Genomic DNA, 23707 nt, shown 5'->3' with positions numbered 1-23707 from the left:
TCCCACCTCCGCTTCCTGGCTCAACCTGGTCGAGCGATGGTTTGCGCTGCTGACCGAAAAACAACTTCGCCGCAGCACCCATCGCTCCACCGCTGAACTGGAAAATGCCATCCGCAACTACATCCAATTCACAACCGCGATCCAAAACCCTTCGTCTGGACTAAAACCGCCGATCAGATACTGGCTGCCGTTGCTAGATTTTGTACAAGAACTTCAGGGACAGGACACTAGAGCATTTTCTCTGTTGCTGGGTATCCCGTAAGAGGAGTGCAGCGGCGTTTTCATTTCGGAAAACGCCCATAGATGCGGAAACCCTACGTTACACCTACCGGGAAGATGCCTAATGCGAACGCCGTCTGCGCCTGCTTGATGCTTTGCACGCCTGCGCCGGGTAATGCGTGCCGTTGACGACCACCCATCCATCGTCCATGTGCGAGTTGGTCGCACAGTGTGTATCGTGCACACCGGCTACCGGATGAATGCGTTTGCGGATGTCACGAGAGGATGTGATGTATCCCTGTCCATAGGCATAGACAGTGTCGCCTTTGGATGCGGTCACCACGCCGTCAAGGCTGTCGTTCGAGACGATCTCAACGGTGACCTTCGATCCGTCGCGGGTGGGGACGTTCAGAAGAATCACCTGATGTGCGCCGGTACCAGTCGAGCTGGTGCCCTGCTCGAAGGAGTCGGTGATCGCTGTGCCGCAAACCATGACGTTGTCGAGCTGGGCATGCGAGTCTCCGCTATTGTCATGCAGGAACTGGAGCAGCGTTCTATTCACCTCCGGCGTGCACGACGTCGGAACTGGTTTCGTTGCAGCCAGAGCAGATGTGGAGGCGAGGACGAGAGCGGCCAGAACAAAAGAAGGCTTCATCAAGGAGGGCGCCTTTCGAATTGGTGTAACCGCCTTGCCGATGATAGGCAGCCGGTCACGTAGAAGGTATCAAACCACGTTTCTGTTGCTCGCAGATGATTTTGGGTGTTGCCCCAGGCTGATATAGAGCTCCACCCGGCGAACAATTTCGCCGCGGACCCTGGCCCTTCAGCGCTTGTATCGCCCGGGTGCCCCACCCCCGGGATCCCCAACGAACTTTGTTCGTTGGGGTGAACGCTCGGAACGCTAGGGTGGGCAGGATTCCCCTAAATTTCCAACCAGAAACCAACAAATAAAGACTCGCTAAAACGCATACCGTACACCAAACTCAAGCCGCCGTCCCGGATCGGCAAGCACCGCGCGATCGAAAGACGGCGAGCCGAGAATACTCCCCATCGTCGTGACGTTGGTGTGATTCAACAGATTGGCTGACCGCAAGTTCAGACTCAGTGTCTGTCTACGATCGTTAGCGGCTTTGGGGTTCAGTACAAATCGCCTGGTGAGATTCGTGTCGAGGTAGATATTCCAGGGCATCAGGCCAGCGTTGCGCGCGGTCGTTCCGTTGCCGCCCTCGCTGACCAGCCATCCGTAGCGTGTGTCGATGGCCCCAGGTGTCGATAACGTAGCCAGTTCGGGGCGGTCGTTGAAGTTGCCGTCGCCATTACGGTCGATTCCTGTCACCAGGTTGTAAGGCGTTCCACCGAGCACGCGGAAGACATGCGCGATGGTCAATCCGAAGGGAAGCTGCGCCTGGCCGGAGGTGACGATATTATGGCGGCTGCGGCCGCTGATCTGCGCCCATTCGCCCGCGTCGGTATTGGAAGACTGCGGCGAGAAAGTTGGTTCTTTATCGATGGTGCCCTGCAGGTCGACATAGACATAGAGGGCGTAGAACTGAATGCGCTTCGAGGCGGAGCTGGCGAACGAAACCGTCTCCAGGTCTCCAATGACGGAGCCCGTCTGCTGGAACTGAAGAATGTTTTCATAGCGCGGACCTGGGCGCAGGCCCAGGGGATCGTTGTCCAGCGGCGAGTTGATATTGCGTGTGCGCAGGCCGCTCCACTGCCGGACATGGACCCAGCTCGCGCTGATGTTCCATCCCTTAGCCCAGCTATAGCCGGCGGCCAACTGGCTCTGGATCGAAGGCGATTGGGTGAGGGAAGGCGCGTTGCTGCGGATGGTCTTGATAATGGTGCCGGCAGGCACACCGGAGACGTAGATCGGTGTGTAGATCGTTTGTCCTGTGCGCTGCGTTCCATCCAGCCGCTGCGCCTCTGCGATGGTAGTGGTAGCAACCGGCGTCAGAAACAGTCCTACACGGCCGCTGAGTGACCATTTCCTCTTCTTGTCTGGCACCCAGGAGGCTCCCAGCCGTGGCGTGATGTTGCTGACAGAAAGCGGTTCCGTCTGGACGGCATAGCGCAGACCTCCCGTGACCTGCAGCCGATCGGAGAGCTTCCACTGGTCCTGGACATAGAGCGATGCGCGGAACTGGTTGAAGTTATTGCCCGGCTGGCCGGCGACGTTGGAGAAGGTCGTCGCGGCGCCGCCTGCCAGATTGCGCTGTGCTCGCCGATACTGCTCCAGTCCGTCGAAGACGATGCTGGTGCCGGCGATGGGATTTCCCCGGGCATCCAGCTCCGGTCCGGTTCCACCGCCGAAGAGATAGGTACCGTTGAAGCCCTGGAAGGTCCTGATCCGCTCAAAGTAATCTTCGACCTGCACACCGAGCTTCAGCGAATGTTGCTTCCTGGTAAGAACGACATCATCCATCGCCTGGATCACAGCCTCGTGGTTCCGTGAAGCCTGAATGTCAGCTCCTCCCGAGGTGAACGCTCCGGCGACCTGCGCTTGCGTCGCGGTGGAGTTGGGCGTGTCCTGTTCGTCGCGATAGCGCAGGCTGATGCGAAACTCCTGCATCAGGCGAGGCGAAACCGTCGTGACGTCGCTCAGGCGCAGTGTATGTTCCGCCTGATAACGGCCATAAGCTGCCTCTTGCAGCGTGATACCGCCGGCGCTTACGTTCTCGAACTGATTCACGTTGGCGGTATAACCGGCGATGAGCATGTTCCTTGGGCTGGTAAGAAAGCTCACCCGCGCGTTGGCCTCCCATAGATGCTGCGGTGTCGGCACATTCTGCACCAGCGTGGTACGGTTTCCGGCGGCGTCGAGCACGGTGGCGTTCACGACTGCAAAGTCGTTAATTTCGCGGCGCTCCAGGCTGAGTGAGAAGTCGCGGTCGTGATGGAAGAGAGGACCGCTGAGGTCGAAGCCGGTACGCCGCCGTGTCAGCGCCGCGCGCCTGGTAGAGAGCGGGTCTTTCGCATTGAACCCGGCCTCGCTGTCATTGAAGAACAGGTCACCGTGCAGCCGGCTCTGGCCAGGCTTGGTGTAGATCTCGATGCGTCCACCGTCGTAGGGCGCCTCTGTAAACTCAGCCGAGAAGAGATCGGGATTGATGCGGATGAATGCAATCGCGTTCTTGGGTGGCATGCGGCTTTCCAGGCGAAAGCCATCCACCGTGATGAGGGGGACACCGCCCAGACCGCCGGCAGCCGCAGTGAAAGACTGCAGCTGCCGCTGCAGATCATCCGGATCGTCAGCCAGGTCGGTAACCTCACTGCCCGCCAGCGTGCGTTCGCCGGTGGCGGTATTGACCTGGGCCGAGGAGACGCTGATCTCCTCCTGAACGGACTCGATCTGCAGCACAACACGCAGATGTCCTGCGTGTGAAGGCGAGATGGTGAGAGTGCGTTCCGCGAACCCATTGGCCGCGACCTGCAAGATGTGCTGTTGTGAGGTAACGCAGTTATAGAGGAACTCGCCGCGCTGATCCGAACGAGTGGACGCCAACTGATCGAGCGTCAGGACGGCACCGACGATGGCCGCTCCCGTTCGATCGACGACACGGCCGTCGACCTGTATGCCGCCGTCGGTACATGGCTGCTGGCCATGGGAGATCAATGGCAGAAGAAGTGGCAGAAAGCAGAAGATCGCGAACCGCCATCGACTGGATGGAACGTCGGATCTCATGAACAAGCTCGTATGCTCAAACTGCCCGCGCAGATGCGGCAAGAAAGACTGAATTGGTTATGGTTCACACAATACTGCTCGGCCATGGAAGGAACCCTTTTTTCTATGCCCTGGATACGAAGGTCACTCTACGATATATAGAGTAATTTTTTAACGAAAAATTCGCGCGGTTTCGGCCCTGTTTTCTCCCGGTGGGGTGTCGATCTTCGTTTCCCCTGTAGATCCGCAGCTGGTTCTGTAAATCTTCCGTAACCTGGCCGCTTCTCTAAGATTCGACTCAGGTTTCCTGCTCACAATCGAGCGTATCGCGCCCTTGATCGGCGCGCTTTCGAAAGGAAACTTCGTGAAGCTCACCCCCACTCTGGCACTGTGTGCCTCAGTTGTCCTGTCGTTCCCAACATTTGCGCAGGCATCGCATCACACCTCCCCAGTCACCCTTGTCGCGTGGACACCGCTTCCGGGCATCGAGGGTGATTTCGATTTTCTCGTTCTCGATAGCAAGCGCAATCATGTGATTATCGCGGCGGAAGAGCACCACACGCTCGAGGTCTTTGATGCAGCCACGGGAGCTCATCTGCAAAGCGTTCCCGGAGTGAAGACACCGCACACGCTGGCATATGTCCCGGAGAAGGACGAGATTCTCGTTGCAGATGGTGGCGACTCGTCGACGCTGTTCTTTTCCGCGGCAGACTTTCGTCTGGTCGACCGGGTGCCGCTCATCGACGGCTCAGTGACCGGCAAGACTGACTCGCCCGATGTTGGATACTATGACGCTCCCCGGCACACCTTCTACATCGGCAACGGCGGCAAGTCCGCAAACCTTTCTTATTCCGAGATCACGGCGATCGATGTCGAGAGCCATAAGATCACCGGCCGCGTTCGCGTAGAAGGCGCCAATCTTGAAGCCATCGCGGTGGATGAAAAAGCAGACCGGCTCTATGTCAACATCAGAGACCAGAAGAAGATTGGTGTCGTCGACCTGAAGGCGATGAAGTTGGTCGATACCTGGACAACGCCTGATTTGAACCTGAATACATCCATGGCGATCGACACTGTGAACCACCGCCTCTTTGTCGTGGGCCGCAAGCCCGGGATCTTCTATGCCTTCGATACCGCGACGGGTAGGGTTGTGGAGCAGCAGCCATGCATGAATATCGCCGACGGTATGGCCTGGGACCCGGTCTCCAGGCGTATTTACATCTTCGCTTCCCAGGGGATGAGCGTGTTGCACCAGGAGTCAGCCGATCACTACACCCTTTTGACCAACCTTCCCACCAACGGCGGAAAGACAGGATTGTTCGTGCCACAGACGAAGCAGCTCTTTGTCGTACATCCAAAGACCTCTATCGATGATGCAGGTCTTCTGGTGTATCAAGTCAATCCTTAGGGCAGTGAATCTGAAGTCCTCAGAAAAATTTTGTCATCCTAAACGAAGTGAAAGACCTGCTTTTCAGCTTTGGACGGCAACAGCTTTTCAATATTTATGACGCGAACTTTAGAGGCAGGACATTAGCGGTTGCCGATATAAGTGGAGGGTCGGCTGTTGGGGACATTCGAGCGAAGCTCGAACGTCTTGCTTAAGGGCACGGCTTCAGCCGTGCCGGTATAGCGCGGAGAAAGATGCGGCTTTAGCCGCTGAGGTCGATGTATCGGAACTTGCCCTCAGCGGCTAAAGCCGCCATCTGTGTGGGTTCCGTACGGGACGGCTGAAGCCGTCCCCTTAAGCAACGCATTCGCACCCTTCGGTGCGAAACGGTTGCGCGCCGCGCAACGGCTGAGCACAAGTGAAGGACCTGCTTCTTCAACGCTTCGGATGGCAAACACACTCATCAGGTATGCCGTGAACTTCAGGGACAGAACCTTAGCTGTTCCGCGATTCCTGATCCAGCTCGTTCTGGCTGCGCAGCAGGGCATCGCGTACAAAACGGATATGATCCCGTGTTGCAGTGGCGGCGGCCTCACGGTCGCCGGCCTGCAGCGCCCGGGCGATGGCATGGTGGGCTGCGGGAGTGTCCGGTGACGTGAGCTGGTAGGTCTGGCAGCGGCAGAGCCAGAGCTTGTCCTGGATATTGCTGTGCGTATTGGAGAGCTGTTCGTTACCGGTAGAAACCACAATCAACCGGTGAAAGGCGATGTCTTCTTCGATATACGCGGTCTTGTTGTCCCGCGCCAGCAACTCCGTGGTTCGCTCCAGGCTCTGCTCCAGGGCCTCGATAAACTCGGCGGTGATGGGCACGATCTGCGTGGCATAGACCTCCAGAGCCTCTCGCAGCTCATACAGGTCTGAGATCTCCTTGGCGGTGAAGCGGCGAAGATAGATGCCTTTACGCGGTTCAATCCGCAGCAGACCCTCGTTTTGCAAGGCATTCAACGCTTCACGCACTGGAGATTTGCTGATGCCCAGGTGTTCGGCAAAGAAGCTTTCCGTCAGCCGTTCGTCGATTGAAAAGCTGCCGCCCAGGATGTACTGCTTGATGCTGCGGTGAGCCTGATCTGTCAGTGTTTCGAGTGGTGCAATCCGTTCCATTACCGGCATGTGTCAGAAGCCTTTCGCGCCAGGGGCGCACGGTCTTAGTTTATCGTCCGGAGGCGGGATTCCACTCCCTTGCCAGAGCGGTGACGATGGAGGCCAGCGCGTCCAGATCGCGCAGGTCCATCACTTCACCCGGGGAGTGAGAGTTCCGCAGCGGCCAGCTCAGTGCAACATCGGTCGAGCCATACCGCTGGAAGGCAGCACCATCGTTGCCTCCTCCGGTTACGCCGTACTGTACCGGAATATGGTGTGCTGTGGCGATGGCCTGCACCTGCTGCACATCGGCCCAAGGAACAATATTCGAGTTATCGATAGCACGAACCAGGAAACCCTGCCCGAGAACACCGTCGGCATAGCGCTTGGATTCGAGTGGCGAATCGGACGAGACAAAGGTATCGATCGCGAAGACCGTCGCCGGCGTGGTTCCGGTTTTGGCCGACGATTCTGCGTATGCCACCGCACCTAACAGGCCGAGCTCTTCTCTGGTCGACCAGACGAAGGTCAGATTGCGAGCCGGCTTTTCGCCTAGGTCCCACACAGCGCGGACCAGGGCAGCGCAGCCGACACGGTCATCCAGGCTGCGGATGGAGACCCTGCGGTTCAGCAGCGTATGGAAGGTTTTGGGAATGGTGACGGAATCCCCAACCTTGATGCCCAGGGCAGCGGCTTCCTCCGCCGAACCCGCGCCGACGTTCAGCGTGGCCGGCGACCGGAAGTCGGTCGGGAAGTGGAACTGGGCGGTGTCGAAGTTTTGAGGCAGACCGACAACGGCGGAGCGCATACCCGCGGAGGTATGCACTACTGCAGGATGTCCCCAGTAGAAAGAGGTAGTGCCGCCGCCTTTGTTGTCGAGCTGGATCGTGCCGTCCGCGTCGATGGCGCGGATGCGGAAACCAAGCTCATCGGTGTGCGCCATAAAGACGGTATTGGGTCCGGTGGTGGGACCGAGATGCAGCACGAGATTGCCGGCGGCATCCGTGATGGGATGCGCCCAGGCGGGCAGCAGCTTTTCGACGGCCTCACGCGGCATCGTCTCGACCTCGCTGACCCCGTAAGCCAGCGTGAGCGTCTTGAGCAGCGCATCGTTTGCGGGCGCCGCATTTGGCCGCGAGATCGCGGCATAGGCAGCGGGCGGCGGCGGGGCAGGAACGAACGTCGGCATGGAAACGCCAAGATACTTCCCGACCACTGTGCCGAGAGCATCGAGATCATGGGCATCGATCATCTCGCCCGCAGTGAGCGGATAAAGGATCGGCACACTCAGGTGGGCGGTCTTCTCCGGTAGCGTGGGAGCAGGGCCATAGCCGCGTGTGACAAAGGGAGCACTCTGTGCCTGCTGCAGCGATGCGCCGTTAAGCCAGTCGGCTGATCTCGAGGAGCCGGAGAGTGTTAGCACTGCTCCGGTGCCTGGTTTCGGAGACGGAGGCAGAGGCTCGTTTCGCTCTGCGGCGGTACGCACCGGCCGTAGTGTACGGCCGAGATAGAGCAATTCGTCCGGGTGAGTCTGTTGCAGGACGCGAGCCAGGCCACGCGAGCCGGTCCACTGTTGCGTCACGAAGGCAATGGTGACGGTGCCGCTGGGAGCGCCATGGCCCAGTGCTTCGGCCGCAGCCAGCAATAAGGAAGCGCCGAAGCGATCGCCAACCGCCGTGCCGGAGTAGAGATGAGTTCCTACGACTGCAAGCGAGCGCTCGGCAGCGATCGGACTTAGCAGATCGACTCCACGGGCCAGGACTTCTGTGCGAGAGCTAGCACCCAGATCGACGTAGAAGTTGTCGATATCGTCCGGGTCAGGAACAGAGGCGCGTCCGGGCGTGAGGTGGATGGAGAGTCCGGCGACGATGGCCGGACGCTGCTCGCCCTTGCGCGTGGTGATGACCATCGGCTGTGCGTTGTGCATCTCGTTGTAGTGCGGCGGAAGCCCTGTCTGAGGAAGGCGAGTGACTCGCAGATAGCCGTCGTCTTCAATGTGGCTGACAACATATCCCGGCTCGTCCAGCGGAGCAACCAAAAGCCGACGTGGAGCTCCGGAGCCAAACGTGACGAGCACATTCCCCATGTTGTCCCGCTGCGGACGAAACGCGGCAAGGCGCTGTTCGATTTGGCGGGAGAGCTCTGTCTCATAGCCGCTAACAGCGACGGTATCCGTCAGTGACTTGAGGGTGCCGACTGGCACCGCATTTTGTGCAGAGATCGCCGCCGTACCGCCGAGGAGACAAACAAATGACAAGAATCGAAGGCGCATATCGTCCTTAAGCTATGGGATTTCGTTTGGTATCTGATATATTACGTCGCTAAGCGGTCCCATTATTTACCCAAAATTTATGACCCGGAGAGGACGCCTTGCCAGAGGCGCGAATCCCGGAGGCACGGTCTCTGGAAAGAAAGGCTGCAATGCATAGCCCTATCTGCCGGAGGTCCAGGTAGTTCGTTTGGAGGTCGTTCATGAGAAAGCTATTGACCATGGTCATCGCCGTTATGCTGGCGGTGACTGCCGCAAGGGCGCAATCCACCGCAACACTTTCAGGTACGGTGAAGGACTCGTCCGGCGCCGTACTGCAGGGAGCACAGATCTCCGTTCGTAATCTTGGCACGGGCGCCGAGCGCAGCATCGCCTCTGACAGCGCAGGCCAGTTTGTTGTTCCTTCCTTGCCTCCAGGGGACTACACCGTCAAGGTAACGGCAAGCGGCTTTGGCTCCTACACGGTTGAGAAGCTGACACTGCAGGTCGATGCGAAGACCAATATCGATGTGCCCATGTCGGTGGCATCGACCGGCGAGAGCGTGCAGGTGGACTCCAGCGCTCCACTCATCGACTCGGAATCGATCACGGTCGGCCAGGTCATCGATCGCCAGACAGTGCAGGAGGTGCCGCTCAATGGCCGTCACTTCCTCGATCTGACGGTGCTAACGCCTGGTGGCGTAACCGCTCCGGCGGCCGGCAGCCTTACAGCGCCGAGCCGCGGCTTGGGTGCCAACTCGTTCGTCACCGCCGGCAATCGCGAAGATTCGGTCAACTTCCAGATCAATGGCGTCAATCTGAACGACATGGTGCAGAACCAGATCACCTTCCAGCCGTCGATCAACACGACCTCAGAGTTCAAGATCAATAACCAGACCTTTTCGGCGGAGTACGGCCGCTCGTCCGGCTCCGTCGTCAACGTCAGCACGCGTTCGGGAACGAATCAGTTCCATGGCGAAGTCTTCGAGTATCTGCGCAATGAAGCGCTGGATGCACGCAATTATTTCAATCCGAAGGGACAACGGATCGCTCCTCTCAAGCGCCACAACTTCGGCGGCGCCTTGGGCGGCCCCATCTGGAAAGAGCACACCTTCTTCTTCGCCAGCTACGAGGGCCTGCGCCAGGCACAGGGTTTGACCATCAACAGCGGTGTGCTGACCGATTCACAGCGCGCCGGTGTCACTGATCCCGTGGCGCAGAAGCTGCTGGCTCTGATCCCGAGGGCGAATGACAGCACCGGCAGCCGTTATCTCGGTATCGCCGCCGGACCTGTCACAACTGACCAAGGGACGTTGGATATCAACCAGATCTTCAGCGCCACCGATACCTTGCACGGGTTCTATGCCATTCAGAAGGACAAGCGTACCGAGCCCACCCTGCAGAACAACACAATCTCGGGCTTCGGTGACAACCGCGCAGCTACACGTCAGATTCTCACACTCAATGAGACGCACATCTTCAGCCCGAGGCTGGTGAATGAGTTCCGTCTGGGCTTCAACCGCATCTCGATCTCGTTCAATCCGAATGTGACAACGGACCCAACAACGCTGGGGCTGGGGACCGGCACCAGCGGTCCGATTGGAATTCCGCAGATCACGATCACTGGCCCGAACCTCAACTTTGGTGGACCATCCGGATTCCCGCAGGGACGCTTTGACACCCTGGGTATCATTTCCGACACGGCGACGTATACCGTTGGCAAACATTCGCTTAAGTTCGGTGGCGAGTTCCGCCGCTTCCTCAATGCAAACTTCTCCGGAGACACGGGCACCATCGGCTTCAATACTGTGGCGAACTTCCAGGCCGGCCGTGCAAACAGCTTCACCATTACACCGACGCAGACTACAAGCCGTATCTACGTCAATGCGGTCGGTGGGTTCCTTCAGGACTCGTGGAAGATCACACCTACCCTTACGGCTGAGCTCGGCCTGCGGTTTGAATGGAATGGCTCACCCGTGGACGGCGCTAACCGGCTGGTGCTCTTCGATCTGCCAAGCGCCTCGCTTTACCAGGTGGGCACCAATGGCATCGGCAACAGCCCCTACACCCAGAATTACAACTATGAGCCCCGTCTTGGTTTCTCGTATGACGTCTTCGGCAACAACAAGACTGTGCTGCGCGCGGCCTATGGTTACATGGCTGACCAGCCGGAGACCAATGTCGTAAGCGGACTGAACGGAAATCCACCGTTCGCCAAACGTGTGACCTACAGTAACGCAACCACCACGATTCCTCTGTCGAGTCTGTACGCCTCCGCGGGCGCGGCCGGTATCGGCATTAACGGTGTACAGCGCAACTTGCGCAACGCTTATACTGAAACCTTCAACTTGAATGTGCAGCAGGAACTTCCATGGGGACTGGTCGGATCGATCGGCTACTACGGCTCCGTGGGCAAGCATCTGCGCACTCCGCTGAATGTGAACCAGCCGAATGCCTCGGGTGTACGCCCATTTCAGACGGTCTCGGCAAACAGTCCGATCTCCGGAAATGCAAATATCAGCGGTGTGAACATCACCCAGGTGTCATCGATCGGAATGTCGAACTACAACGCCATGTGGTTGACCATGCGAAAGAACTTCCGCAACGGCCTGAACTTTAACTTCAATTACAACTACTCGAAGTCTCTGGATACGGGATCTCTGAGCGGAACGGTGCTGCAGGATGCAACGCGGCCTTACCTGAACTATGGTCCGTCGGACTATGACACGGCGCACCGCATCTCCATGAACGCCATCTACGCATTACCGTTCAAGGGCAATCGTCTTGTCGAGGGCTGGCAGCTTTCGGGCATCTCGCAGTGGCAGACGGGCAATCCGCTGAATGTCACTACGACCTCAACCTTCACTGGGACGGCAAACGTCCTGCATCCCAACCTGCTGGCTCCGGTGCAGTACGGTCTCACTCGCCCCAGTCAGACAACCGTGCAGTGGTTCAACCCGGCAACATGCACCACGGCGACAGCGGGTTGCATCTTCCAGATTCCTTCCACCGGATTCGGTAACCTTGCTCGCAATGCACTCCGCGGACCTGGGTTTGCGGATACCGACTTCTCCATCGAGAAGAACACGGCGATCTACGAGGCACTGAAGTTCCAGCTTCGTGTCGACGCGTTCGATATCTTCAACCACCCGAGCTTCGGAAATCCGACGACTTCGGCGAACTCCTCAACCTTCGGCATTATCTCGTCCACACGTTTCCCGGTCGGCGACCTAGGCTCTTCGCGCCAGTTGCAGATCGTCGGTAAGATCATCTTCTAATTCCCGCTTCTTTCCAGGTGCGGCGCTTCGCCTGGTGCGAGGCGCCGCTTTTCACGCCAATTCAATTTTCTTTGACGGAGCGTTTCGATGATGAAGGTTCGCAGTATCTTTGCGGCGGTGACGGTGTTCTCTCTGCCTTGCCTGCTCGTTGCACAACAGAAGCCGCATCTCGCAGCCGCTGTGAAGCTGGACTTTGAGGCCGTAGGTGCGCCCATCAAGGCTGACCCTGTCGATGCCCAGATTGTGGCGGCGCTGAAGCAGGTCTCTGCCGAGCGCATCAAAGCCAACATCACCCGTCTGGTGGAGTTCAACAACCGCTCGACGATCTCCTCCACTGAAACCGATCTGAAGCCCGGCACCGGCGTGCTGGCGGCTGCCGACTGGATCAAGTCGCAGTTCGAGAGCTATAGCAAAGAGTGCGGCGGATGCCTCGAGGTCTCTTTCGATGAGTCCATCGAGCAGCCGCAGGCCGGTTTCAATAACAGCCGCCCTCGCATCATCAAGCCCACGCCGCTGCGTAACGTCGTCGCTGTGCTGAAGGGAACCGATCCGGTCGCGTCAAAGCGCATGTATCTGGTGACCGGCCACTATGACACACGCGAGACCGACGTGATGAACACGCATGACTTCGCTCCGGGAGCCAATGACGACTCCAGCGGTACAGCGGTTTCGATGGAGGCAGCGCGCGTGCTCAGCAAGCTCAAGTTTCCGGCGACACTCGTCTTCGTCACGGTTGCCGGTGAAGAACAGGGACTTAACGGATCGCATCATCTCGCAGAGCGTGCCCGCAAAGAAGGCTGGGAGCTCGAAGGTGTATTGAACAACGACATCGTCGGCGGCGACACCACGCCTGGAGACAAGCTGCAGTCCAAGCAGCGCATCCGCGTCTTCTCGCAGGGCATTCTGCCCTCGGCTCCAATCGAGCAGATCCGCCAGACACTGAACATTGGAGCAGAAAACGAGACGCCCTCGCGTCAGCTTGCACGCCAGGTGCTTGCCGTGGGAAGAACGTACTTCCCTGGAAGCTTTCATCCAGTGATGGAGCTCCGCCTGGACCGCTTCCTGCGCGGCGGCGATCACCGGTCGTTCAGTGAGGCAGGTTTTGCGTCAGTTCGCTTTACCGAGTGGCGCGAAAACTTCGACCACCAGCATCAGCATGTCCGTGTGGAGAACGGCAAACAGTATGGCGACCTGCTGAAGTATGACGACTTCGACTACATCGCCAGGGTGGCAAGGTTGAATATCGCAACGCTGGCAACGTTGGCCAATTCGCCGGGCATTCCGCAGAACGTTCGCGTCACTACGTCGAACCTCGACAATGACACGATTCTGAAGTGGGATGCTCCGCAGAGCTACACACAGCCGGTGACCTACCAGGTCGTTTGGCGTGAGACCGCGGCGAATGATTGGCAATATGCCGTGGACGCCAAGCAGTTCCCAGGCAAGGACGCGAATAGCGTGCGTCTTCCTGTTTCGAAAGACAATGTATTTTTTGGTGTGCGTGCCTGCACTGCAAAGCGAATCTGCAGCCAGGCTGTTGGGCCTGTTCCAAGCCGCGAGTAGATTTTCCCATTCAAGTCGGTACTCCATCCATCCTGCTTCCACCGATGCAGGATGGATGGGGAAAGATTTAGAGCAGCTCCAACAGCAGGGGAACTACAACTCCCGCCACGAGCGCTCCACTTACGACCACCTTGTTTCTTGCGTACCGATACGACATGTATAACCCCGTCAGTGTCGAGATCAATAGACCAATCGAGACCAGCATGAAGAAGATCTTCATCGGTAATGGGGACCGTATCGTCTCCATCTTTTTTGCTGTCTTATCGCGTCCGTCTTCCGCACGTTTGTTTTCGCTGCTCTCGACGGATTTCTTCTTCGGCGGCGGCACCGTAAACGTTTGGTTCTTATGCAGCTGCGAGAACTGCTGAACCCAACGTGAGGGTACATAGGACCCATCTTTTGATGCCGACTGCAGAGAGAACGTCTGCCACGCGCCGGTCACGGCAAAGAAGAGGATCGCGGGTGTCAGGAAAACCCCCATGTACAGATGTATGGCTCGTGATGCCTTCACGATGAGGTGAGATCTGGTCATTGAATCTTCCGGTGTAGTGGGAACAGATAGTAGACAGAGGCAGACGAACACCTGTCTCTTCATTTCCTACGGCTGTTGGATGACTCGATTGAAGCGCTATTGTCTTAAGGCAACCTTAGGAATACTGAGTCGTTACGAAGAATTGATCAGATGTCAGCAGATTTTTACGGTGTTCCCCAGGGGATTCATGGAGTCTGCCTCCGCTGTTACCATCGGTGTGATGAAAAGGCTGAGTGCAAAGGCGCTTGTTACCTCCTCTGGTGTTTTGTCCGATCCGATCATCACCATTGATGCCGACCGGATTGTGCGCATCGCGACCCGCGACGAGGAAGCGGTCGATTCGGTCGATTACGAATTTCCGGATTGCACGCTGACGGCTGGATATCTCGACATTCACTTTCACGGCATCGCCGGCCACGATGTGATGAACGCCTCGACGGAAGGACTGGGCGAGGTCGCACGTCACCTTGCCCATGCCGGTATCAGCCGCTTTCTGCCCACAACGGTGACGGCTGCTCTCGATGACACGCTCACCGCGCTTGAGAATATGGCCACCTTCATTGAGGCCGGAATGCTTGATGGAGGAGCGCAGGCCGCGGGCATCCATATCGAAGGCCCATTTCTTTCGCATGGCAAGCGAGGCATGCATCCAGCCGAATTTCTGCTGCCGCCTTCTCCAGAGCTATTGAAGCGCCTGTGGGAGGCATCACGCGGAAACCTCGGGCTGATGACCATCGCGCCGGAGCTTCCGGGCGCACTGGAGACGATCCGCTATGCCGTCAGTCTGGGAATTCGTTGCTCCGTAGGACACTCCATGGCGACAAAGTCCGAGACGCTGGCGGGCATAGAGGCAGGAGCGGTGACAGCGACCCACACCTTCAATGCCATGCGTCCCCTGGACCATCGCGAGCCGGGCATCCTGGGCGTGGTTCTCGATCGCGACGATCTCTATGCGGAGCTGATCTGCGATGGCATGCATGTCGCGCCGGAGATGGTGCGGCTATGGCTCAAGGCCAAAGGGCCGGACCGCGCCATTCTGATTACCGACTGTCTGGCGGCGGCAGGTATGCCGGATGGAACCTATAAGGCAGGCGGTACAGTGGTGCGCATCAAGGGCTCGGCCTGCGTCACGGATGAGGGCACGCTGGCGGGAAGCATCATTACTCTGGATCGAGCGGTGGAGAACTTCCTGCGAATGACCGGCGCTCCGCTGCCGGTGGCTGCGCGCCTGGCAGCAAGCAACCCCGCGCGAATGCTGGGGCTGCCTGAGGAACTCATTCCGGGAGCCTGGGCCGACTTCAATCTCTACGGGACGCAGGGAGAACGGCGAGGCACAATGCTGCGCGGCGAATTGCTTTAGCCGGTGTGTCTGAAGACTCTATCAAAAGTGTTGTCATCCTGAACGTAGTGAAGGACCTGCTTTTCGATGTTCCGGGCGGAGATACTTCTTAGGATTTAAATCGCGAATTTTAGATTCAAGTATCATTTCCTTTGCATCGGCACTGCCAACAGCATCATCCCATCCTTTGATGAGTGCCACGCGTCATGCTGTTCGTAGACCCTCTGAGCCGCTGCGTCCCTACATAAGGGAGATGCTCTGGGTCCGGTCCGAGGAAGACCGTGTGCAGACTCTTCTGCCGGAATCAGGCATGACGCTGGCATTACGTGTTGCAGGAGCCGTCACGCGAGGGACGGAATGTCTGCCCGGCATGGTGATTTCTGGGATACAGGGCCACGCCCGAAGTCTTACTCATGCACGCGGGACTGAGACAATCATCGTGCGCTTTACCGAAGCCGGCGCCGCCGCATTTCTGCGCGAGAACGCAGGGCAGTTCTCCAATCAAACCATTGATCTTCTCGATGTACTGCCGAAGAAAACGCAATCTCGCTTTCAGAATCTTCCGGAAAGTCATGCTACTTCGGCGGAGTATCTCGACACCGTAGAGCGTCATCTCGCGGACCATCTCCGCATGGCCGCGCAGATATCGCCGCCGATTGCAGCAGCCACGGCGATGATCCGGCGGCATGGTGGGAAGCTGCGAAGCGACCATCTGGCTCGCGCAGTCGGTATGAGTGAGCGTGCTCTGGAGCGCACGTTCCTGCGTGAGGTCGGAGTCAGGCCCAAAATGCTGAGCCGGCTGGCACGGCTGGAGCATGTCTGCGAGCTGTGGGATCGCGGGCATTCTCTGACGGATGTGGCACAGCACGCCGGATACGCGGACCAGCCGCACATGGTGCGCGATTTCCGCGATCTGACGGGAGCGAGCCCTCGCCGCCTCTTCAGCAGCGGTCAGCCACGAAACCTGCCGGTTTTTTACAAGTAAGCAGTCCATCCCGCCCGATAGCTTGAGGACATACGGCTGTTACGCCGGCGAGGGATGCAATGAACCGTTACATGATGTTGTTTCGCGGAACCAGAGCATTAACTAAATCAGAGTTAGAGCAGAGAGGTGTTGCGATTCAGGAGTGGGTCGCAATGGTTCGTCAGAAGGGAATCAGCCTTGACCCGCGAATCCTGGACCAGGTGGTGGGGAGCTACGTGCAGAAGAACGGAGCAGTGACCTCCGATGTTGGAGCGAGCGAGCCCGCTCTTACTGCGGTCGTATCATTCGAAGCCGCCGACGATGAGACCGCCAGTGAGATCGCCCGAGCTCATCCGGGTCTGCACTACGGTGCAATGATCGAGCTGCGTCACTGGCTACCACCCGCACCACGTAGCTGAAGCCCGGAGGCACAGCAATACGGATTTATTTATGAGGTGAACTCGAAGCTCCGGGACAATGAACCCCGGGGCTTTTGATTGCCGCAGCTCGTTGTCTTCGGATGATGATCGTCGCACCTGTATTCCTTTGCGAATCTAGCGTTATGAACGTTCATCAACTAACAAAGCGGATACTGGCACTACAAGCGCTGAAGGCGCGCTCTATACCAGCCTGGGGTAACGCCCCAGGTTTCGGTATCCAAGAATGTTTAAAGGGCTGAAGGCCCGCTCCATAACTCTGATGCGAAAGTAGCTGAAGGAGTCCGTCTAGCCGATGCCCGCAAGGAGATCACTCGTTGAGAATCCTGGGCATCTAGTGCGTAGGTCATCATGAATATGTCGGCACTCCGTAGGCCGCTCGGATACCAGTTATGATCGCGTTGCAGAATTAATAAAATAATTCTTGACGGGGCTTGTGGCACCACGTACGTTTGCTTCTGCAATCACAGCTTAGAGATTTGATTGACCTGAAAATATTTCAGGTCCCCACTAACGGAAGGGGATCGATGTTTGTTCTGGCCTTGCTGAATCGTAACAATCTTGGTTACAGCAGTTCCTCTCTATTACAACCAACCCAACCCACACGCAACGCCGTTCATTAGGTGAACTGTCAGCCTTCTTCTATCTAACTCCCCTTTGATGTTGTTGGGAGTGGTTCAGAAGGCTATTGAAGTTATGTGGTGGCGAAGGACACCGCTTCACGCGGGCGAAGCGGTCGTGCGCCTAAAGCATCACGGAATTGAAAGCGACACAGGAAGAGGATGACAGGATATGCAAAGGAATAGGCTGTGGTTCGCCGCTCTGGTGACATTGTTCGCGGTAAGTGCGCACGCGCAAAACACATTTCCTGCCAGTGGAAACGTTGGGGTTGGCACGACAACACCAGCTGCAGCTCTTGATGTTTCTCCTTCCCTTACAAATCCCAGCGCTAACATTCCGTCGGTGCCTGGTGGCCCTCTCACTAGCACGGGTGTGTTCAATCTGTCCCCCAATCTCACGTTCTCCGACAACGCAAATAGAACAGTGACTGGCGCTCTATTTATGCCATCTATTCTGAATTCTTCTACTTCTGGCTTCCTGAAGATCAACGCTGTTAAAGGCGCCGCCTATCGGTTCAACTTGAACGATCTTTCTACGATGAGCGGGCTCGTAGGCGGCAATTTTAACGCCGGCCACTCGGATACGACATCTACTGCTATGCCGACAACAACGTCGGTTTTTGGTGTCCAGGGTAGTGCATACAACTACAGCGGCACGATCTCAAACTCCTATGGAGTGTACGGGCAATCCTTCAATACTTCCGCAAATGCAACCACAACAAATGCGTATGGCGTATATTCCTGGATCGGTTCGAATAACTCAAATGTGGGAACGGGGTACGGATTCTATGCCACGACTGGCCTTACAGCCAGCGGAACGATCGGAACTTACTACGGGCTCTATCTCGCGGATCCGTCCACAACTGGGATCACAAATCGATACGGGATTTATCAGGAAAACAGCTTAAACCGGAACTACTTCGCGGGTAATGTTGGTATCGGCACTACCTCTCCAAGTGCGTTGCTTTCAGTCGGCTCAACTTCTCAGTTCCAGGTAAACTCAGCCGGTGCGATCTCGACTACCGGCGGATTATCGGTCGGCGGAAACCAGGTAATCAGCCCCAGCGGCGTTTGGGTCGGCCCTTCGACAGGTCTGGTTGGTCCACAAGGCCCTGCGGGTGCCACAGGCCCAGCAGGCGCGAGTCCCTGGGGATTGTACGGTTCCAATACCTACTACACAAACGGCAACGTTGGTATCGGCACAACGAATCCGAGTGCTCTCTTGGACGTAGAGACACCATCAACTGCAGGTATCCGCGGAATCCTCAGCGGCCAAACCAGTAATGATAGTAATGGCGGGTTCTTCAACCTTCTTAAGTCTCGATCTGGCGCTGCTATCCAGAATGGCGACAATTTAGGAAGCTTAGCCACGCAGGCATTCGACGGTACCCAGTACATTAATGCTGCCCGAATTCGATTTGTATCGAATGGTGCCGTTTCGACTGGAAGCATTCCGACGGATATCCAGTTCTTAACTGGTACTGGTGGCGGTGGTACAGAGAGAGTGCGAATTGTAAGCAACGGCAACGTGGGTATCGGCACGACGAACCCTCAAAAGAAGCTTCATATCGCGGGCGACGTGGAGATCGATGGGCAACTCTTCTTCGGCGGCATTGCGCAAGGCCAGAGTGCTCCGTATGCAGGCTGCGGTGCGGATTACGCAGAGTCTGTCGATGTGACCGGAGACCGCACCAAGTATGAACCGGGCGATGTGCTTGTGATCGATCCGAAGGCTCCGGGAAAGTTCCTCAAGTCGAATGAAGCGTATTCAACCATGGCATCCGGTGTCTATTCGACGAAGCCGGGCTTCGTGGGCAGATTCCATGAGGCCAGCGATCCCGCCAGCGCAGACGAGATCCCGATGGCGATGCTCGGCCGCGTCCCTACCAAGGTAACGGCGGAGAACGGCCCCATTCAAGTGGGTGATCTACTCGTGACCTCATCCACCATGGGCTATGCCATGAAAGGCACGGATCGCAGCCGTTTGGTCGGTGCGGTGATCGGCAAGGCTCTCGGCTCGCTCGACTCCGGCACCGGAACCATCATGGTGCTTATTACCTTGCAATAACAAAGCAGAACTCTGAGGGAACGAAAATGTCACGTAAGCCTCGCAGGATAATTCTGCTGCTCTCGGTTTTCGCCTGCTTAGTCGGCCGCGGCGTCGCCGCTACGGCTCTCGGCTCGGTCACCATCGGCGGAGGGGAACAGTCCTCAGGAAGCACTTACGATACCGGTACCGTGACGGCGACCATCAATGGTATCTCAGTGTCCTTGACCTACGGCCAGTTCACGACGCCGGCGGGCATAGCATCGGCACTTGGGGCGCTGATTACTAACAATTGCAACATGCCGATCTATGCTCAGGCGAACGGAACCACGCTCACCTTCTATCAGAAGGGAGGGAACACGATGACTTCCGCGAGCATCACGAGTGTGTCCAATAATCCGTCGCTCTTTCCTAGTAATTCCTTCCAGGTCGGTGGAGGTGGTGCGTGGTTGCTTGCACAGATTAGTCTCTCGCTGCCGGAGGGGCCGCCGCAGATGGGAGTCACTATTACTGGTGGAGATTTCGGCGCTGCGGCGGGAAGAGTGACGATTGGTGGTATCCCAGTCACAATTTTAAGCTGGAGCCCAAACTCTATTACCGTACAGGTGCCAAATGGTCTGGCCGTTGGCCTTTATGACGTTGGGGTCACGACCGCAACATGGGCGATCAATGGCGGAGCCAAGTTTCAAGTAGACAATCCATTTGCATGCAATTGAAGTCATTCAAGAAATAGTAGTAGTCATCCAAACTGCTTAGGGCGTGTTTTTCAGGAAGGTTTCAATGCGTTGCAAAAATCCAATCACGAGCATCATGTTGGTAATGCTAACCATGACTGGCGGCTCGTTATTTAGCCAGGACCCTGGCGTAGTAAAGGTTCAGCCAACAAAGACGCCACCGACTCTACCAGTTCTTTACCGTCATTTCCTCGCTTATCAATTGCATCTTGAGAGAAGAGCCGATGCACTTAAGCAGGCTGGCAAGGATGGTGAAGATTTGCGGACCCACTTCCAAAAACGATTGGGTTTCTCAAATGGAGAATTCACGAAAATTCACACATCTGCTTTGCATCTCGAAAAGGCTCTCCAGGACAAAGATGCTGAAGCGCGGAAGATTATCAAAGACGCCCATGCAGCCATTCCCAAAAGGCCTCTGCCGAAAGGTTTTGTAATACCACCTCCACCGCCTCGCTTAAAGGAACTTCAGGCTGAACGCGATGCTGCAATCAGCTCAGAAATCGAGACCCTTCACAAAAATCTCACCCCTGACGATGTGGAGAAGCTTGAGACGTTTTTGAAAAAGGATTTAGCATCCGCCGTAACGGTAGGTACTTTACCTGATCACATATCCCAACCTTCCATGCTGTCCCGGAGGGGGAAATGATGACATCGATACGGCGAGCTTCTCTGATTGCAATTTGCTTTTGTTTTTTCTTTGCAAAGACTATTGTCGCTCAGCAAGTTACCGGTATCTCTGGAGTACTGGAATCCACAAATGCTAACGAAATAGATGGTTGGTCCGAAACTGATATAGATTACGAAACCGCGTACTATTACAACGCGGCCGTGATCGGTTATCTCTACCAGGATCAGGCACAGCAGGATGTTAAAGCTTCCGATACGGACTATGTGGATAATTCTGTCGATCCTCCGATCGTATGGGCTGGCGTAGAAACCACATCGCCAGTGCACCAGGGAAGTGTCTACACCATCTACAGCGAGCACTACCTGGAAACCTACTTCGATTACGAAGAGGGGGACTACTACAATCCTTACCAATATCCACCAGGGGCATCTTTCACATCACCCGGCGGCGGAGATCCCACTGGAACTGGCTACGACTCTGGAGGCGGCCAGGTATATGTCGACCAGGAGATCATTTATCTTGGGTACACATATTTTCAGTTTGGTACCGCGCCGCCGTCGATCTCGAGCATCAATCCATCCTCGGTTGTGCGGGGAACCTCTGGAACAATTCAGGTTCAGGGGCAGAACCTTCGAGACGATCTTGGAAGGCTAACCGCCTCGTCCCGTGACGGTGACCTGTCAGTCAGCGTGGCGAGTGGGGATGCAGCATCTGCATCACTCAACTACAGCGTTTCAGGAACCGCTTCTGTGGGCACACATCAATTCACGGTGTCGAATACCTGGGGAGAAAGCGAGCCGGCCAATCTGACGGTTGGCTATCCACCAGCCGTCGTCACAGGCGTAAGTCCCAATGTCTGGGTTGCAGGCAATGACTACGATGTGACTGTGACAGGAACGGGCTTCGGCACAAATCCTACCGTGTCCGCAGTTGCTTCGGGAGTCTCCTCTGGCGTAGCCCATAATTCCTCACCGGACGGAACTACAACTTACTTTCACGTGCATGTGGCCCCGAATGCACCAAATGAACCGGTTCAGATAATTGTTGTTCCGGGTTACTCCGGCAGCAACTATATTTGCGGTAATTGCAATGGGGGCTCAGGGACCGGCTCAAGCGCCGTTTCTGTCGAGGCTGCGACACCCATACCGCAGATTACGTTCAACGGCGCAAACATATCTGGGACTACCCAGGCGGTCTGGGCCGGCCAGAAGATCGCGTTGTCCGTTCCTACCCCAAATGGATACAACATCCAGAGCCAGTCGTGGTCGTTCTCCAACCAATCAGCGATTACCGGGGGCTTCACAAACCAAGCTGGCAGCGACCAGCCCTCGGCGAGTGGAGGCGGTCAGGAAGCTGCCGATCCGCCGCTTAATCAGAATGCTTTGACCTTCTACTGGGTTAATCCAGGAGACAACGGAGAAACCGTCACTTATACTTATACGCTGGACAATGGGCAGTCAGCTAACGCTACTGCAACGTTCAATATATCCGGTCCAACCGGTAATCTTTTGCCCAACGCCTTTGCTCAGAGCAATATCACAGGCACATCACTAGCGAATCCCCAGGCTCAAGTCGCAACCATGGCAATGGCTAATTCTCCAGCGAAGCCCGGGGTGGGTGTCTTCATAAACGATAATGCTCAGCCCGTCTCCGATGGGACACAGTGTCCGGCACACCCAGGTGCGGCGCCAGCGGCGGGCTGTGGGCAGTTTATCTGGGTTCAGATTCTTAATTCAGTTATCAGATCACAGATTATCCCGGTAGGAGAGCCATTTGATCCAAACAACGCCTCCAATCAACTTGACGGGACGTATCCTTATGCTAGTGGTATAAATCCCAATGGTACATATTCCTCGAATGCTACCTGGGATTCTCCGGGCAGGGGGCTGCTGCATTCTTGGGGAGAGGCAGCGGAGCCATTTAGGGCCACGATGTATGTACTTTGGGACCCCGCACTGCCAGCAGGTTGCATTCCAGCCTGGGTCGATACGACTATCGACCCGTACAAGCCCCATGCTAGTCAAGGGTGTACCTCTATCCCGATTCCGCTCGGATCGGTGCAGTGGAGTTGGTCTGCATGCGCTATCAATGCGTTAGCTCCGGCTCCTGGGGGCGGGACTACGCCATCCTGGTTCTTGCAGTGTGGAACGGGGAGTGGAAATACCGCTGGCGCCGGTAGCGGTTATCCTCAATGGTTAAGCGGTACCGGGCCAGGGGGCTGTGCCACATCCGACCACGCAAACTGTCAATAAACCTGGATTGAGGAATCGATATGCAGAGATTTCGTATTCTTGTGATGTTTGTAGCGACAATAGCGACGCTCGAAAGCCCAATTCCGTCTGGAGCTCAATCTGCTCAAGCCAAGCAGCCAGATTCGGTCTCAATTCATCTCTCCCTCGAAAAAAGTAGCTATGTCATTGGTGAAACGCCAATCGCTGTGATGACCATCAAAAACATAAGTTCGAAGGAGGTATGGTTTTCGAACGCTTCATATCATCGTCGGATTCACGTCAGACGCAAAGATAGTGAGGCGCCAAAGAACGAAGTATATCGCCACATGCTCGGGGACTTTCGACCTGGCGATGGACCAGACCTTAGGTCAGACACTATTGCTCGGCCCATCGCGCCGGGCACGGTGGCTACGCAAAAATATGATTTAACTTACTTTTACGATGTTAGTCAGCCTGGAGACTACAGTATTTACCTGGAGATATATGATCCTGCCGGACCACAGGACGGATCTGGGCACTGGCTGCGGACAAACACTGTAAACTTTGAAATGAAGGCACCTAGTCAGTAGCGCGCATTTACATAAGCCTGTAGAAAGTCTCCGCTGCTTCAGGATTAGCCAATTACCCTTATCAGCTTGCAGGAATGTTGGCGTCATTAACCTACAGTAGTTGT

The 23707-nt window shown here is 56.5% G+C and carries 16 protein-coding genes and 1 pseudogene; 12 read left to right on the top strand and 5 right to left on the bottom strand.

Annotated features, from left to right (window positions below):
- Positions 1-231: pseudogene (locus OHL21_RS06785) on the top strand (IS630 family transposase); the annotation flags it as partial.
- Positions 232-340: 109 nt separating this feature from the next.
- Here the strand turns inward: OHL21_RS06785 and OHL21_RS06780 are convergent.
- Together OHL21_RS06780 and OHL21_RS06775 are read right to left on the bottom strand one after the other, a co-directional pair.
- Entirely contained in the window at positions 341-874 is a 534-nt protein-coding gene (locus OHL21_RS06780; protein WP_263416496.1) for a hypothetical protein, read from the bottom strand.
- A 303-nt stretch (positions 875-1177) separates the two neighbouring features.
- Entirely contained in the window at positions 1178-3907 is a 2730-nt protein-coding gene (locus tag OHL21_RS06775; protein ID WP_263416495.1) for a TonB-dependent receptor, read from the bottom strand.
- Positions 3908-4250: 343 nt separating this feature from the next.
- Here OHL21_RS06775 and OHL21_RS06770 point away from each other — a divergent pair, with 343 nt between their 5' ends.
- A complete protein-coding gene (locus OHL21_RS06770) occupies positions 4251-5294 on the top strand; it encodes a YncE family protein (RefSeq protein ID WP_263416494.1) in 1044 nt (347 codons plus the stop codon).
- Between the two features lie 474 nt (positions 5295-5768).
- Here OHL21_RS06770 and OHL21_RS06765 read toward each other — a convergent pair whose 3' ends face one another.
- Positions 5769-6443 carry a GntR family transcriptional regulator gene (locus tag OHL21_RS06765; protein ID WP_263416493.1) on the bottom strand — a complete coding sequence of 225 codons (675 nt, stop codon included), beginning with the start codon at positions 6441-6443 and terminating at the stop codon, positions 5769-5771.
- Between the two features lie 40 nt (positions 6444-6483).
- The gene (locus tag OHL21_RS06760) at positions 6484-8685 is read right to left on the bottom strand and encodes a M20/M25/M40 family metallo-hydrolase (RefSeq protein ID WP_263416492.1); all 2202 of its coding nucleotides are present in this window, start codon (positions 8683-8685) and stop codon (positions 6484-6486) included.
- 200 nt (positions 8686-8885) lie between these two features.
- Here OHL21_RS06760 and OHL21_RS06755 point away from each other — a divergent pair, with 200 nt between their 5' ends.
- Both OHL21_RS06755 and OHL21_RS06750 read left to right on the top strand, forming a co-directional pair.
- Complete coding sequence (locus OHL21_RS06755; protein WP_263416491.1) at positions 8886-11939, top strand: TonB-dependent receptor; 3054 nt, start codon at positions 8886-8888, stop codon at positions 11937-11939.
- An 87-nt stretch (positions 11940-12026) separates the two neighbouring features.
- Positions 12027-13502, top strand: coding sequence for a M28 family metallopeptidase (locus OHL21_RS06750; RefSeq protein ID WP_263416490.1), 1476 nt, complete (start codon positions 12027-12029; stop codon positions 13500-13502).
- A gap of 67 nt (positions 13503-13569) precedes the next feature.
- Here OHL21_RS06750 and OHL21_RS06745 read toward each other — a convergent pair whose 3' ends face one another.
- Positions 13570-14034 (bottom strand): PepSY domain-containing protein, encoded by a 465-nt coding sequence (locus tag OHL21_RS06745; protein ID WP_263416489.1) that lies wholly within the window; start codon positions 14032-14034, stop codon positions 13570-13572.
- 187 nt (positions 14035-14221) lie between these two features.
- Here OHL21_RS06745 and nagA point away from each other — a divergent pair, with 187 nt between their 5' ends.
- The 8 genes from nagA (at position 14222) to OHL21_RS06705 (ending at position 23603) form a co-directional block, all read left to right on the top strand.
- Positions 14222-15394 carry an N-acetylglucosamine-6-phosphate deacetylase gene (gene nagA, locus OHL21_RS06740; protein WP_263416488.1) on the top strand — a complete coding sequence of 391 codons (1173 nt, stop codon included), beginning with the start codon at positions 14222-14224 and terminating at the stop codon, positions 15392-15394.
- A gap of 169 nt (positions 15395-15563) precedes the next feature.
- The gene (locus OHL21_RS06735) at positions 15564-16358 is read left to right on the top strand and encodes a helix-turn-helix domain-containing protein (protein WP_317889965.1); all 795 of its coding nucleotides are present in this window, start codon (positions 15564-15566) and stop codon (positions 16356-16358) included.
- Between the two features lie 152 nt (positions 16359-16510).
- Positions 16511-16756 (top strand): hypothetical protein, encoded by a 246-nt coding sequence (locus OHL21_RS06730; protein ID WP_263416486.1) that lies wholly within the window; start codon positions 16511-16513, stop codon positions 16754-16756.
- A gap of 1080 nt (positions 16757-17836) precedes the next feature.
- Positions 17837-19462, top strand: a complete 1626-nt coding sequence (locus OHL21_RS06725) for a hypothetical protein (RefSeq protein WP_263416485.1) — start codon at positions 17837-17839, stop codon at positions 19460-19462.
- A 26-nt stretch (positions 19463-19488) separates the two neighbouring features.
- Positions 19489-20157 (top strand): IPT/TIG domain-containing protein, encoded by a 669-nt coding sequence (locus OHL21_RS06720; protein WP_263416484.1) that lies wholly within the window; start codon positions 19489-19491, stop codon positions 20155-20157.
- 64 nt (positions 20158-20221) lie between these two features.
- Positions 20222-20821 carry a hypothetical protein gene (locus OHL21_RS06715; protein WP_263416483.1) on the top strand — a complete coding sequence of 200 codons (600 nt, stop codon included), beginning with the start codon at positions 20222-20224 and terminating at the stop codon, positions 20819-20821.
- A 182-nt stretch (positions 20822-21003) separates the two neighbouring features.
- The gene (locus OHL21_RS06710; RefSeq protein WP_263416482.1) at positions 21004-23055 is read left to right on the top strand and encodes a hypothetical protein; all 2052 of its coding nucleotides are present in this window, start codon (positions 21004-21006) and stop codon (positions 23053-23055) included.
- Positions 23056-23075: 20 nt separating this feature from the next.
- Positions 23076-23603, top strand: coding sequence for a hypothetical protein (locus OHL21_RS06705; protein ID WP_263416481.1), 528 nt, complete (start codon positions 23076-23078; stop codon positions 23601-23603).
- Positions 23604-23707 lie beyond the last annotated feature (104 nt).

Origin of the sequence: Terriglobus albidus, from assembly GCF_025685425.1 — a bacterium.
Classification (GTDB): Bacteria; Acidobacteriota; Terriglobia; order Terriglobales; family Acidobacteriaceae; genus Terriglobus; species Terriglobus albidus.
This window is presented reverse-complemented; position numbering and strand designations above follow the sequence as displayed.

Excerpts from the sequence above, each read along its gene's own strand:
- OHL21_RS06780 (WP_263416496.1), bottom strand. The coding sequence starts at position 874 with ATGAAGCCTTCTTTTGTTCTGGCCGCTCTCGTCCTCGCCTCCACATCT.
- OHL21_RS06775 (WP_263416495.1), bottom strand. The coding sequence starts at position 3,907 with ATGAGATCCGACGTTCCATCCAGTCGATGGCGGTTCGCGATCTTCTGC.
- OHL21_RS06765 (WP_263416493.1), bottom strand. The coding sequence starts at position 6,443 with ATGCCGGTAATGGAACGGATTGCACCACTCGAAACACTGACAGATCAG.
- OHL21_RS06760 (WP_263416492.1), bottom strand. The coding sequence starts at position 8,685 with ATGCGCCTTCGATTCTTGTCATTTGTTTGTCTCCTCGGCGGTACGGCG.
- OHL21_RS06755 (WP_263416491.1), top strand. The coding sequence starts at position 8,886 with ATGAGAAAGCTATTGACCATGGTCATCGCCGTTATGCTGGCGGTGACT.
- OHL21_RS06750 (WP_263416490.1), top strand. The coding sequence starts at position 12,027 with ATGATGAAGGTTCGCAGTATCTTTGCGGCGGTGACGGTGTTCTCTCTG.
- OHL21_RS06745 (WP_263416489.1), bottom strand. The coding sequence starts at position 14,034 with ATGACCAGATCTCACCTCATCGTGAAGGCATCACGAGCCATACATCTG.
- nagA (WP_263416488.1), top strand. The coding sequence starts at position 14,222 with ATGGAGTCTGCCTCCGCTGTTACCATCGGTGTGATGAAAAGGCTGAGT.
- OHL21_RS06735 (WP_317889965.1), top strand. The coding sequence starts at position 15,564 with ATGAGTGCCACGCGTCATGCTGTTCGTAGACCCTCTGAGCCGCTGCGT.
- OHL21_RS06730 (WP_263416486.1), top strand. The coding sequence starts at position 16,511 with ATGGTTCGTCAGAAGGGAATCAGCCTTGACCCGCGAATCCTGGACCAG.
- OHL21_RS06725 (WP_263416485.1), top strand. The coding sequence starts at position 17,837 with ATGCCATCTATTCTGAATTCTTCTACTTCTGGCTTCCTGAAGATCAAC.
- OHL21_RS06720 (WP_263416484.1), top strand. The coding sequence starts at position 19,489 with ATGTCACGTAAGCCTCGCAGGATAATTCTGCTGCTCTCGGTTTTCGCC.
- OHL21_RS06715 (WP_263416483.1), top strand. The coding sequence starts at position 20,222 with ATGCGTTGCAAAAATCCAATCACGAGCATCATGTTGGTAATGCTAACC.
- OHL21_RS06705 (WP_263416481.1), top strand. The coding sequence starts at position 23,076 with ATGCAGAGATTTCGTATTCTTGTGATGTTTGTAGCGACAATAGCGACG.